Here is a 13,016-nt window from a genome sequence, read left to right as displayed (position 1 = left end):
GGAGATTAATCAGACAATCCCCTACGCGTGGCCTAATAAGCCAAAGTTCCCAAAATTCCCCCCGCGACAGCAGTAACCGATACAACATTCGCAAGGCAGTATCACTACCATGGACACAGTAGAATTTCGCAAGCTTTAGCGCGCTCCCCGCAGACACAACTTCAGAAAGGGCACCATGGCTCAGGCTGTCGGTTTTAACCGCGAAAAGTACATCGAAATGCAATCCGCTCATATTAAGAAGCGGCGCGCAGACATCGCAGGTGAAGGCGGCAAGCTCTATCTCGAAATGGGCGGCAAGCTATTTGATGACATGCATGCCTCGCGCGTGCTCCCCGGCTTCACGCCTGACAATAAAATCGCTATGCTCGATCGCCTCAAAGACGATCTGGAAATCATGGTGTGCATCAATGCCAAGGATTTGGAACGCCACAAGGTCCGCGCTGACCTCGACATCACTTACGAAGACGATGTGCTGCGCCTCGTCGATGTCTTTCGTGAACGCGGGTTTCTAGTCGGCAGCGTCGTCGTCACGCAGCTTTCCGACGACAACACCCTGGCAAAGAACTTCATTGAGCGCCTACAGCGACTCGGATTGAGCGTCATCCGCCATCGCAATATCGAGGGCTACCCGACAAACACGGAGAAAATTGTCAGTGAAGCCGGCTTCGGGCTGAATGAATGGGCGCAAACGTCGCGGGACTTGGTCGTTGTTACAGCGCCGGGCCCGGGCTCTGGAAAGCTAGCGACCTGTCTATCGCAGATTTATCACGATCACAAACACGGAATTCGTTCCGGTTACGCAAAGTTTGAGACCTTCCCTATCTGGAACCTGGCACTCGAACACCCGGTAAATCTGGCCTACGAGGCGGCAACGGCTGATCTCGATGACATCAATCTCATCGACCCTTTTCATTTGGCCGCCTATGACACCAAGGTCACCAGCTATAACCGTGATGTCGAGGTCTTCCCACTGCTGCGCACTCTGTTGGAGAAGCTCGCGGGCGAGTCACCGTACAAGTCACCGACCGACATGGGCGTCAATATGGCCGGTTACTGTATCGACGATGACGAAGTGTGCCGAGAGGCATCCAACCAGGAAATCGTTCGCCGTTACTACAAGGCTCTTGTCGACGAACACAAGAACAGCGCAGACGACGAAGTCTCGCAGCGCATTGCCATGATTATGAGCAAGGCCAACGTGTCGACAGCCGCCCGCCGAGTCGTCGCACCAGCGCTTGAAGTTGAGAAATCTACCGGGGCGCCGGGCAGCGCAATCGAATTGCACGATGGCACAATCATCACGGGCAAGACTTCTGAACTACTCGGATGCTCAGCAGCAATGCTCCTCAACGCTCTCAAGAAGCTCGCCAATATCGACCCGGACTTGCACTTGCTCTCCCCTGCTGCCATTGAGCCAATTCAAACGCTTAAGACGCATCACCTGGGCAGCCGCAACCCCCGCTTGCATACCGACGAGGTTCTTATCGCCCTTTCCGTGTCGGCGGCCACCAGCGACGATGCCCGCGCAGCCCTCGCCGAGCTGAAGAACCTTCGAAACTGTGATGTCCACACCACTACCATTCTGGGCAGCGTGGACGAAACAATTTTCCGCAACCTCGGTGTGCTAGTGACTTCGGAGCCTAAGTACCAGAAGAAGGCTCTCTATCAGAAGCACTAAGCCATACCAGCAGCTCACGCCGAAAATAGGATAACTGAGAGAGCAGACTAGAATAGTCCCCGTGAGCATCAGCAAGATTCTTCTGTACTACCAGTTCGCCCCACTGTCCGATCCGCGTGCCATCATGCTGTGGCAGCGCGATCTTTGCGAGTCGTTAGGGCTCAAGGGCCGCATTCTGGTGTCCGAGCACGGCATCAATGGCACCGTCGGCGGTGATCTCGATGCCTGCAAGAAGTACATCAAGAAAACCAAGCAGTACCCCGCTTTTCACTCCATGCAGTTCAAGTGGAGCGAAGGCGGCGCTGATGACTTTCCAAAACTCTCCGTCAGGGTTCGCGACGAAATCGTCGCTTTCGGTGCTCCGGGTGAGCTGAAAGTCGATGTCGATGGTGTCATTGGCGGCGGCACACATTTGAAGCCGGAAGAGGTCAATAAACTGGTCGAGGAACGCGGCGACGATGTCATCTTCTTCGATGGCCGCAACGCAATGGAAGCCGAGATTGGCAAGTTTAAAAACGCTGTCGTCCCGGACGTAAAGACCACGCACGACTTCATCGACGAACTGGAATCCGGTAAGTACGACTGGATGAAGGACAAGCCGGTTATCTCCTACTGCACCGGCGGCATCCGCTGCGAGATCCTCTCCGCACTTATGAAGAACCGCGGTTTCGAAGAGGTCTACCAAATCGACGGCGGTATTGTGCGCTACGGCGAAAAGTTTGGCAATAAGGGGCTGTGGGAAGGCTCCCTCTATGTCTTCGACAAGCGCATGCATATGGAGTTTGGCGATGGCATCGAAGACGAGGACTACGTACAGCTCGGGCACTGCGTCCACTGCGGCAAGCCCACAAACACCTTCCAGAACTGCATCAACGAAGATACCTGCCGTCGTCAGGTGCTTATTTGCGATGATTGCTGGGAGCACACCGAGACACAGCACTGTGGGCGCGAGGACTGCAAGGAAGTTGCCGAAGAGCTAGCGGCGGCAAAGTAGGACGCTCCCTGCTGCCATCGGACCATTTTGAGCGTCTCCAATCAGCACAGATGTGGGTTGTCTCCCCAGACGCGGCTAATCTAGTAGGCAACCATGAGTACTCCTAGCCGTTCTGATAAACCAGCTCCACGTGTCCAGTCGGGAAACCGCAATTCTGGAAACCGCACTTCCGCCAGACCGCAGCGCTCTGGCAAGCCCGTTAAAGACGCGCGTAAAAAAGAGCTCTACCAGCTCGCTGATCAATTACCTATTCGGGAGGCTCAGTCCTTCCGTCGTCGGCTGAAGCGAGCATCCGCGCCGAAGGCGCTGTCTGCCATCTCTGCAGACCTCGACTTTGCGCTGGAGCGGTTAGAAGATCGTCGTAAAGCGATTCCTCGCATCACCTACCCGGCGCAGTTGCCGGTGTCCGCGCGCCGCGACGATATTGCAGAGGCGATTGAGAACAATCAGGTCGTCATTATTGCTGGTGAGACTGGTTCTGGTAAGACTACGCAGATTCCGAAGATATGCCTCGAACTGGGACGGGGCGTACGCGGCAAGATTGGCCATACGCAGCCCCGTCGTATTGCGGCGCGTTCGGTGGCGGAGCGAATTGCTCATGAGCTGGGCGAAAAGATTGGTCAGCACGTCGGCTATGCGGTGCGTTTCGATGACCGTGTCGGCAAGGATACCTGCATCAAACTGATGACCGACGGTATTCTGCTGGCCGAAATTGGCCGCGACCGCCTGCTACGTGAGTACGACACCATCATCATCGACGAGGCGCACGAACGCAGCCTCAACATCGACTTCCTGCTGGGATATTTAAAGCATATTCTGCCGCAGCGCCCAGATCTGAAGATCATTATCACTTCGGCGACGATTGATCCGGAACGGTTCGCCCGTCATTTCGCGCCTGACGACGAGCACCCTGCGCCCATCATCGAGGTGTCAGGGCGCACCTACCCGGTAGAAATCCGCTATCGCCCTCTGGTGCGGACTGTTGTTGCGAAAAATGGGCAAGAAAAGGAAGTCGCCATTGAGCAGATCGATGGTGTTATCGCTGCGTGCGAGGAGCTCATGCGGCTTGGCGATGGCGATATCCTGGTGTTCTTTTCGGGTGAGCGCGAGATCCGAGAAGCAGCCGAGGCCATCGAGGGCAAGCACTGGAAGGGGGTAGAAGCCGTTCCACTATTCGGACGGCTATCTAATGCAGAGCAGCATCGGATCTTCACCCCGCATTCCGGGCGTCGCATTGTGCTGGCGACCAACATTGCGGAAACGTCGCTGACAGTACCGGGTATCGAGTACGTCGTCGATACTGGTACCGCACGCATTTCCCGCTACTCCACCCGCACGAAGGTCCAACGTCTACCAGTCGAGGACATCAGCCAGGCATCCGCGAATCAGCGCTCTGGACGCTGTGGTCGTGTAGCTGATGGCGTGGCGATTCGTCTCTACAGCGAGGAGGATTTTCTCTCGCGCCCCGAGTTTACGGATCCGGAGATTCTGCGCACCAATCTCGCTTCGGTTGTACTGCAAATGATTTCGCTGCGGCTTGGCGCGATTGAGGCCTTCCCCTTTGTCCAGCCACCAGAGCAGAAGGCAGTGCGCGATGGCATTAACCTCCTCACAGAGCTTCAGGCTATTACCACAACGTCGGGGTCTGGGAGAGGCCGTGAATCTGGCTCCGGCTCCAGTGCCGACGCCCCCGAACTGACGGACATCGGCCGACAGATTGCCCGTATACCTGTCGACCCGCGCCTTGCCCGCATGCTGGTCGAAGGGTACGAAAACACCACTCTTGGGGCTGTGACCGTCATTGTCGCCGCGTTGTCTTTGCAGGATGTCCGCGAACGTCCGCTGGAGTGCCAAGCTCAGGCAGATCAGCTACATGCCCGTTTTAAGGACACCACCAGCGACTTCAACTCCCTGCTGAAGCTTTGGCAATACCTGGAGGAAAAGCGCCGCGAGCTTAGCGGTAACCAGTTCCGCAAGATGTGCAAGCGCGAGTACCTCCACTATTTGCGCGTTCGGGAGTGGCAGGACTTGGTGCGTCAACTCCACCAGGCAACGGCTGAGCTGGGCTGGAGTCTTTCGGCCCGCAGCTCAACCAGTGGTGTCGACGATCCCGACGAGGTGGCAAAGTCGCTGTTACCGGGTCTGTTATCGATGATTGGTACGCGCGAGGGCGAGGGCAAGGAATTTACTGGCACCCGAAACACGAAGTTCCTCATTCACCCCTCGTCCGCGTTGGCAAAGAAGCCGCCTCGCTGGGTGATGGCTGCGGAAATCGTCGAGACCTCGCGCACTTTTGCGCGCAACGTAGGCACGATTCAGCCACAGTGGGTAGAGAAGGTAGCCCCTCATCTGCTCAAGCACCAGTACTCAGAGCCTCACTGGTCGACTAAACGCGGTGCAGCGATGGCTTACCAGAAGTCGACGCTCTACGGCGTGCCTGTGGTGGTTGATCGCCTGGTGCCATATCACCGAGTCGATGCCGATGCCGCCCGCTCGATCTTCATTCGCTCTGCGCTTGTCGACGGCGAGTGGAACACACATCACGAGTTCTTCAAGAACAACCAAGACAAACTGGCCGAGGCCGAGAAGATCGAGGAAAAGCAGCGTTCGCGCGGCATTGTCGTCGATGACGACGTGCTCTACGCGTTCTACGACTCCAAGCTGCCCGCCTCTATCACCACGGCCGCCAATTTTGACCGCTGGTGGAAGAAAACTAAGCCCAAACAGCCGAATCTACTGGACTTTGATCCCAATAAGCTTCTCAACCCCGAAGCCGGCGACATCGATGACAATGCCTTCCCCGAAATGTGGCAGCAGGGCTCGGTCGATTTCTCACTGTCCTATAAATTCGAACCGGGCGCCCCTGATGACGGTGTGACTCTCCGTGTCCCCGTGCCTCTTCTTGCGGGTTTGCGTGAAGATGGCTTCGACTGGCAGGTGCCAGGTCTTCGCGCTGAGCTCGCAGAAGCCTACATTCGCACTCTGCCGAAGGCAATGCGCAAGTCCGTTGTCCCCGCACCGGATTTCGCACGCCGCGCGCTGGAGACGATGACTCCGTACTCAGGCCGTTTCGTCGATGTTTTTGCCGATGCTTTACGACGACTCGGAGGCTCGGGCATCAATGGTGCAGACTTTGCGCCTTCGAAGCTGCCAGCACACTTGCGCTTTAACTACGCAGTGGTAGACCGCCATGGAAAGATCGTCGATCAGAGCCGGGATCTTGCTGGGCTTCGAGACAAGCATGCCACGACCGTCTCAACGGCTGTGTCGAAACGTTCGAAGTCTGCAGCTCGCGAAGCTGTGAAAAAGTGGACTTCAGACAACTTGGGCGCCGTCTCAGAAACGGTCAAAAGTACTGTCGACGGTCAGTCCGTCACCATGTATCCGACGCTGGTGACCACTAAGGATGGCGTGGCCATCGAGGTCAAACCAACTAAGGCGCAGGCAGAGGCGACGTTGGCGACCACAAATCTGACAATGCTACTGCGGGAGTGCCCAGTAAATGGTGCACAAATGACTAAGGGGCTTCCACTCCAACAACGTGTTGGCGTGGACGCATGGCCACATGGGGGCGCCGATGGACTTGTCGAGGACTGCCGTGTCGCCGTGATCCGCGACCGTATGATGGCTGCCGGTGGCCCCGTCCGCGATCCGAAGGAATTCGACAAGCTACTCGAACACGTTCGTTCTGGTGTTGCCTCAGAGGTACGTCAATTGGTCGTCGGCGTTGCCCAGGCAATGCCCCGTTATGTCTCGGTGGTGAATCAGCTAAACAAGTGGGAAGGCGATGCCATCGACGATATGCGTCGCCAGCTGGCGTTCATGTTCCCTAAGGGCGCTGTGGCAAGGCACGGTTGGCAGCACCTACGCCATTTGCCGCGTTATCTCCAAGCAATGGAGATTCGATTTGAGGAAATGAACCGTGACCCGGACCGTGATGCTGAACGTGAGGATGAGGTGACTGAGGCCCGCGAATACTTGGCGGCAAAGCTTAAGCAGCTACCTAAGGCACGTTCGAATTCCGCGGAAGTACGGGATATTCAGTGGCTCATCCAAGAGCTGCGCGTCAGCCTTTTCGCACAACGCTTGGGTACCGCCCAGAGCGTATCCCTGACCCGAGTAAAGAAACGTGTGGATAAACTGCGTTAGTTCTTTTTAACCTCGTTGCCATTAGCCTGCGGTCCTTTCCCCTTGCGCATGCTGGCAATCTCTTGCGCGAAATCGTCCGCGGAGGAAAAGGACTTGTACACCGAAGCGAAGCGGAGATAGCCAACTTCGTCCAGTTCTTTGAGCGGCTCAAGGATGGCAAGGCCGATATCGTTTGAGTCCACCCGGGGCGTGCCTTTCTCGCGGAGGCTCTCCTCCACTTTTTGTGCAAGTTTCTTCAGCTGAGACTCTGATACTTCGCGCCCCTGGCACGCACGTCGAACACCCTGGATAACCTTTTCGCGGTTGAATTCCTCAGGGATTCCATCCCGTTTAACGACCATCAGCTGCGAGCGTTCAATCGTAGAAAAACGTTTGCCGCAATTCAGGCATTCCCTTCGGCGACGAATCCCCATACCGTTATCTATCAACCGTGAGTCCAAGACTCGTGTCTGATCATGATGACAAAACTGGCAATACACGGTCTCCAGTCTACGTCCCACCCCAACACCGGAAACTGGAATGATTATTGCGCGGAGTAGGAAGCGTACGTAGACGTAAAGGTGCTTTCGACCGCCTCACTTTGTCCCTGTTCAAAGACCATGCTGCCGAAAACTCCGAAGAAAGCACCAAGCCCTAGAGCCCATACCGCCATCAGGCGAGTCAGGTTAGTGCCTGCGGATACATCACTACGATTGGACTGCTGCGCCCTGCTAACGGATAGAGACGGACGCCCGTAGTTGACCGAGACATGACTGGGCCGCGACCTGTCCCTCCGCATTCGCGCCGATGAAGCCCCATTTCGATTGCGCTGTGCAATACGTGCACGCTGACCGGGCCGAACGATGTGCTGTGTGCAAGACGCACTACGTTCACCCCACACCAACGGAGCTTTCCGTGTCGTCCGAGCAGGGAGCTCGGAAACTTGAGAAAAGTCAATATCAGATGTGCTGCTAACACCAAGTGCGGTTGAAACCGTAGACATCATGTTTTCTCCCTTTCCAACGTTGACTCTCCCACCGTTGCCGGCCTGGAGAGAATAAGAGTTGTACGACCGTTTCCCGACGCTGTGGAGACTATGTCCAAGGGCGGATGCGGAGAATCCGTCTAGACCCTTTCATCAAACGACTGTTCGAGTAACTTGTCATGTTCGATTTATAACACCATGTTCGAATATTGTCTACTGCTATCCGGATTTATTTTCGATTTTCGACATCATCACCGCCTCCGAGCACGGATAATGTACACGTTTTCTAAAGAATTCAAGGGCGCACAGTGTTCGATGCTCGACGATTCGAACAGTTTTGAGTTATGATTCATTCGAAAGAGTTTGAGAAGGGATGTTCCATGGCTCAAAAGAAGAAAGCGAACCCTAAAACACTCACCGATCGGCAGCGTCGGATTCTTGACGTCATTTCGGATGCCGTCGTACTTCGCGGATACCCACCGAGCATTCGAGAAATTGGGGATGCTGTGGGCTTGAATTCCACCTCGTCGGTGGCATACCAACTCAAGGAGTTGGAGAAGAAGGGCTTTCTCCGCCGCGACCCACACAAACCCCGCGCGGTAAACGTAAGGGATTCGAAGTCCTCCGCTGGCACTTTCACTCCGGTAAAGCCTGGGCCAAAGGCTACTGGCACCACCCAAACTCCCGAGATGCCAGAGGACATGCCAGAGCCAATCTTCGTTCCTATCGTTGGACAGATTGCGGCTGGCAACCCTATTTTGGCGGAGCAGCATGTGGAAAGTCACATGGCACTTCCGATGGAGATTACGGGCTCTGGTCAGCTATACCTACTCAAGGTCGTGGGTGATTCCATGGTTGACGCGGGCATTCTCGACGGAGACTGGGTGGTAGTCCGTTCCCAAGACGTGGTCGAACAGGGAGATTTCGTTGCAGCCCTGTTTGAAGATGAAGCAACAGTCAAGGAATGGCACGAAGACGCTGCTGGCAAGTGGCTCATGCCCCATAATCGCGCCTTTGACCCACTCCCCGCGGAGCACGCCAAAATCCTCGGCAAGATTGTCAGCGTCCTACGCAGCCTCTAATTTCCCACATTTTCGTTGCCCGAAACAGACATAAACGGGCATACTGGGAACAGATAGTAAAGCTGAAATTTCTTAACAGCTAAGGAGCGGGGAATGTACGCAGAGGAACGCCGCCGGAAGATTGCGTCTTTGACAGCAGTCGAAGGGCGCGTGACGGTCGCTGATCTTGCGGAAGCTTTCGATGTCACAGCAGAGACGATTCGCCGTGACCTAGCTCAGTTGGATGCAGAGGGCGCAGTTCACCGCGTACACGGTGGCGCTGTGGCTACTCGTTCTTTTCAGACTGTTGAGTTTTCAGTTGCCGCTCGAAAGAACGCGCAAAAGGACGCGAAGCTCTCTATTGCCCGCTGTGCTGCGGATTTTCTGCCTGACTCTGGTGGTGGAATTTTTCTCGATGCTGGAACTACCACCGAGGCTCTTGCAGAGCTGATGGTCCACTCCCCTGATAACCGCCGTTGGTCGGTTGTCACAAACTCTCTTCCCAACGCCATCACACTCGCAGGATCGAACCGCATTGAGCTTCAACTCCTTGGCGGCCAAGTTCGCGTCATTACTCAGGCGGTTGCTGGCGATACGGCACTCCGCACTCTCGCGGTTATGCGTGCCGATGTCGCTTTCATTGGTTCTAATGCCTTGACAATTGACCACGGTCTTTCTACTGCTGATCCGCAGGAAGCGGCGGTAAAGCGCGCGATGATTACGAATGCGCGCAAGGTCATCGTTATGGCGGACTCGACGAAACTTGGCCGCGACTTTCTCGTCAGCTTTGCAGCATTGGAAGATATCGACGTCGTGATTACAGATTCCTCTGCCCCGGAACAGTTCGTCAACGATCTCAGGGAGCAAGGTGTCGAGGTTGTGGTTGCTTCATGATCCTGACCTTGACTGTAAATCCGTCAATCGATCGACTTGCTCGACTCGATACGGAGCTCAAGCGAGGTGGCGTGTTCCGCCTACCAATGGCTGAGGACATGGCTGGTGGCAAGGGAATTAATGTGTCCAAGGCGTTGCACTACGCCGGAGAAAAGACGCTCGCGCTCTACCCGGCATCGGACTCCGGAAAATTCACGCGCCTGTTGGAAGTCTCTGGCATACCCCATGAAGCCATCAACACGACTAACGAAGCCCGCGTTAATCTCACACTCGCAGAGCCAGATGGGACGACCACCAAGCTCAATTCCCCTGGCATGACATTGACGAAAGCGCACCGTAGGCGTGTCCTGGAGAAACTTATCCACCATGCTAAACACGCCACGTGGGTAGTTTTCGCAGGTTCATTGCCCCCTGGTGTCCCCAGGGATTTTTACGTTCAATGCACCGAGGCGGTGTATTCGGTCAACCCGAATATTCGTGTTGCTATGGATACGAGCGACGGCCCACTGACTGAGGTCGTTCGCGCATTTCCAAAGGTGCGACCTTTTTTGATGAAGCCGAACGCCTACGAACTTGGTCAAATCATTGATCAGGACGGCGAAGAACTTGAGGCCGCTGCAGCCGAAGGGAACTATCTTCCCGTAGCGCAGGCTGCTCGTGCGCTGAACGAGCTTGGCGTTTCCGAAGTCCTGGCCACTCTCGGCGAAGCAGGGGCGGTGCTTTCAGTGAAGTCAGGCGGTTGTTTCGCTGCTACCTCCCCCTCGATAGTCGCTCAGTCGACGGTCGGTGCTGGAGACTGTGCTTTGGCCGGCTACGTTATGTCCCGCGAACGCGGTGATAGCTACCAAGATGCACTAACCACCGCCGTAGCTTATGGGGCGGCGGCAACCAGTCTTCCCGGTACGACCATCCCCTATCCAGAACAGGTTCACCCCGAGGCCGGCCGGTTATGGCAGCTCGACACTTAGCTTTTCGATGCCTAGATAAGGAGCATTAGAAAACCATGTCTTCTTCGGCAGATTTTTCCGCTATTGCATCAGACCTAGCCGATGAGTCGACAGTGTTCCTTGACCTAGATATCGGTCCGCAAAAGGAGAAGATCCTTAACTATCTCATCGCTAAAGCTGTAGAGACCGGCCGCGCCACCGACAGCAACGGCATCGTCGCAGCAGCCCTCGAACGCGAAGAGAAGGCCCCGACAGGTCTGTCGGGAGGGATAGCCATCCCCCACTGCCGCCATGAGGACTGGTCGAAGCCGACCCTGATGTTTGCCCGCTTAACCAGCGCTACAGAATTCACCACACCAGATGGGCCGGCGGACCTGCTCTTTTTCATTGGTGTCCCATCTAGTAACAGCGATGTCCACGTCGATATTCTGGCCGCACTCGCAAAAGCACTTCGCGATAAGGGGTTTCGCGCAGCTCTTCGCGGTGCTGAAAGCGATGAAGAGACTGCCCGGATCATTAGCGAGCACGTCACCAAAGCGCCTCGTCGGAAAGCGAAAAAACCTCCGGCGAAGACCAATATCGTCGCCATCACGGCCTGCCCCACGGGCATCGCACACACTTATTTGGCAGCCGAAGCGCTTACTGGCGCGGCAGAAAGCATGTCTGATGTCACACTAACTGTAGAGACGCAGGGCTCGGCAGGAACCCAGGAAGCCCCCGCAGAGGCAATTGTCCGGGCCGACGTGCTAGTAATCGCAGCCGATATTGGGGTTACGGGGCTTAAGCGCTTCAGCGATAAACCACAGGTCAAAGTGCCAATTCGTAAGGCAGTCAATGAACCTACTGCGGTTATTAAACAAGCGAAGGCAAAAGCAGAACAATCACGGGTTCGCGCCTACGACCGAAAGGCGCCGCAACCTAAGGATGACCACGACAAGGAGGCCGGTTCGCAAACCGGTACTACAGGCGCAGACCCTTCATCTGAGAGGGTACAAGCAACTACGAAGGTGGGGGCACATAAATCATCGTTAGGCGGTGACAAAGCCTTCGGACACTGGGTTCGTGATGCCATTATGACCGGTGTCAGCTATATGGTGCCGTTCGTGGCCGCATCGGGGTTGTTGATTGCGCTGGGATTCCTCGTCGGCGGTCATCAGGTTGGTGTAGTAGCTGACGCCGTGACTAGGGATTTGCGGCTGCCGGAGATTATCGGACTCGATGCCCCGATTGCTGTGCCGACAGAAGATCTCGGCACCGTGCTAATTGATCGTAGTGGGCTGTGGCTGTATCTCGGCTCGGCGCTTTTTGCCATTGGCAACCACGGCATGCAGGTCATTGTGGCTGTAATGAGTGCTTATATCGCCTTTGGCATGGCTGGCAGAGCCGGCATTGCACCAGGCTTTATTGGCGGTGCCATCGCGGTCACGGTTGACGCCGGCTTCCTTGGGGGCCTGGTGACAGGCATCCTGGCGGGACTAGTTGTAGCCCTACTGTTGAGGATGAAAGTCCCGGACTGGCTGCGACCGCTGATGCCGGTTGTCGTGATTCCTATGCTCGGCGCTATGTCCGTTGGGCTCACCATGTACCTGCTGCTCGGGATGCCGCTGGCGTGGCTGATGACGGCTCTGCAGCAGTGGCTGCAATCACTGGATACGACGGCGGCGTTCCTGTTCGGTGGTCTTCTCGGCGCAATGATGTGCGTGGATATGGGCGGAATGATCAACAAGGCTGCTTATCTTTTTGCCGTCGCAAACATCGCCTCAGCAGATCCCGCATCATGGAAGGTCATGGCCGCTGTGATGGCGGCGGGCATGGTACCTCCATTGGCTACATCTCTGGCAGTTGTGCTCCGACCAAAGCTGTTCAGTTCGGCGGAGCGTCAAAACGGCAAAGCGGGCTGGGTGCTCGGTGCGGCCTTCATTTCAGAGGGAGTAATTCCCTTCGCCGCCGCAGATCCGCTACGTGTGATTCCGTCGATTGTGATTGGCGGTGCCGTCACCGGTGGCACCTCAATGGCTTTGGGTGCGGCCACACGTGTTCCGCACGGAGGTATTTTTGTGCTGTTTGCAATCGACAACCCTGTCGCATGGCTTACTGCAATCGTCTTGGGCAGCATAGTGGCAGCAATTCTCGTTGTGGCAGCTAAAAGCCTGTGGCCGCGGCAAGTCAGCACCGATAATCAAAACCTAGAAGCAGACGTTTCAGCGGAAGCGTAGTTTTTACCGCACCGGCTGGTTTATCCCAACGAGCATTTCTACGATTTTCAGCAAACATTCCCCAACCCATCCGGGCAACCTATTAAGCTCAGAAATGGCATCGAGGAAATCGA

At 55.9% G+C, this 13,016-nt stretch carries 8 protein-coding genes; 7 read left to right on the top strand and 1 reads right to left on the bottom strand.

From position 1 onward, the window contains the following. Positions 1-175: 175 nt before the first annotated feature. The 3 genes from CRD18_RS03640 (at position 176) to hrpA (ending at position 6,821) form a co-directional block, all read left to right on the top strand. Positions 176-1,678, top strand: coding sequence for a DUF1846 domain-containing protein (locus CRD18_RS03640; RefSeq protein WP_070643044.1), 1,503 nt, complete (start codon positions 176-178; stop codon positions 1,676-1,678). Positions 1,679-1,739: 61 nt separating this feature from the next. Further along, the gene (locus tag CRD18_RS03635) at positions 1,740-2,672 is read left to right on the top strand and encodes a rhodanese-related sulfurtransferase (RefSeq protein ID WP_016422632.1); all 933 of its coding nucleotides are present in this window, start codon (positions 1,740-1,742) and stop codon (positions 2,670-2,672) included. Positions 2,673-2,765: 93 nt separating this feature from the next. Further along, positions 2,766-6,821, top strand: a complete 4,056-nt coding sequence (gene hrpA / locus CRD18_RS03630) for an ATP-dependent RNA helicase HrpA (protein ID WP_187406515.1) — start codon at positions 2,766-2,768, stop codon at positions 6,819-6,821. Here hrpA and nrdR read toward each other — a convergent pair. Next, positions 6,818-7,300: a transcriptional regulator NrdR gene (gene nrdR, locus CRD18_RS03625; RefSeq protein ID WP_042388651.1), complete on the bottom strand. Its 483-nt coding sequence runs from the start codon at positions 7,298-7,300 to the stop codon at positions 6,818-6,820. The two genes, hrpA and nrdR, sit on opposite strands and share 4 nt — an antisense overlap. Positions 7,301-8,165: 865 nt before the next feature. Between nrdR and lexA the strand changes: the two genes are divergently transcribed. From lexA to CRD18_RS03605, 4 genes are all read left to right on the top strand, one after another. Then, positions 8,166-8,867 (top strand): transcriptional repressor LexA, encoded by a 702-nt coding sequence (gene lexA, locus CRD18_RS03620; protein WP_016422629.1) that lies wholly within the window; start codon positions 8,166-8,168, stop codon positions 8,865-8,867. A gap of 93 nt (positions 8,868-8,960) precedes the next feature. After that, positions 8,961-9,740 (top strand): DeoR/GlpR family DNA-binding transcription regulator, encoded by a 780-nt coding sequence (locus CRD18_RS03615; protein WP_016422628.1) that lies wholly within the window; start codon positions 8,961-8,963, stop codon positions 9,738-9,740. Continuing rightward, positions 9,737-10,708 carry a 1-phosphofructokinase family hexose kinase gene (locus CRD18_RS03610; RefSeq protein WP_016422627.1) on the top strand — a complete coding sequence of 324 codons (972 nt, stop codon included), beginning with the start codon at positions 9,737-9,739 and terminating at the stop codon, positions 10,706-10,708. Before CRD18_RS03615 ends, CRD18_RS03610 begins: the two co-directional genes overlap by 4 nt. A gap of 35 nt (positions 10,709-10,743) precedes the next feature. Continuing rightward, positions 10,744-12,903, top strand: a complete 2,160-nt coding sequence (locus CRD18_RS03605) for a fructose-specific PTS transporter subunit EIIC (protein WP_187406514.1) — start codon at positions 10,744-10,746, stop codon at positions 12,901-12,903. Positions 12,904-13,016 lie beyond the last annotated feature (113 nt).

Origin of the sequence: Corynebacterium sp. LK31, from assembly GCF_014335015.1 — a bacterium.
Taxonomy (GTDB): Bacteria; Actinomycetota; Actinomycetes; order Mycobacteriales; family Mycobacteriaceae; genus Corynebacterium; species Corynebacterium jeikeium_D.
The sequence above is the reverse complement of the archived record's forward strand: the minus strand, read 5'-3'. Positions and strand labels throughout refer to the sequence as shown.

Excerpts from the sequence above, each read along its gene's own strand:
- CRD18_RS03610 (WP_016422627.1), top strand. The coding sequence starts at position 9,737 with ATGATCCTGACCTTGACTGTAAATCCGTCAATCGATCGACTTGCTCGA.
- CRD18_RS03615 (WP_016422628.1), top strand. The coding sequence starts at position 8,961 with ATGTACGCAGAGGAACGCCGCCGGAAGATTGCGTCTTTGACAGCAGTC.
- CRD18_RS03640 (WP_070643044.1), top strand. The coding sequence starts at position 176 with ATGGCTCAGGCTGTCGGTTTTAACCGCGAAAAGTACATCGAAATGCAA.
- CRD18_RS03605 (WP_187406514.1), top strand. The coding sequence starts at position 10,744 with ATGTCTTCTTCGGCAGATTTTTCCGCTATTGCATCAGACCTAGCCGAT.
- hrpA (WP_187406515.1), top strand. The coding sequence starts at position 2,766 with ATGAGTACTCCTAGCCGTTCTGATAAACCAGCTCCACGTGTCCAGTCG.
- lexA (WP_016422629.1), top strand. The coding sequence starts at position 8,166 with ATGGCTCAAAAGAAGAAAGCGAACCCTAAAACACTCACCGATCGGCAG.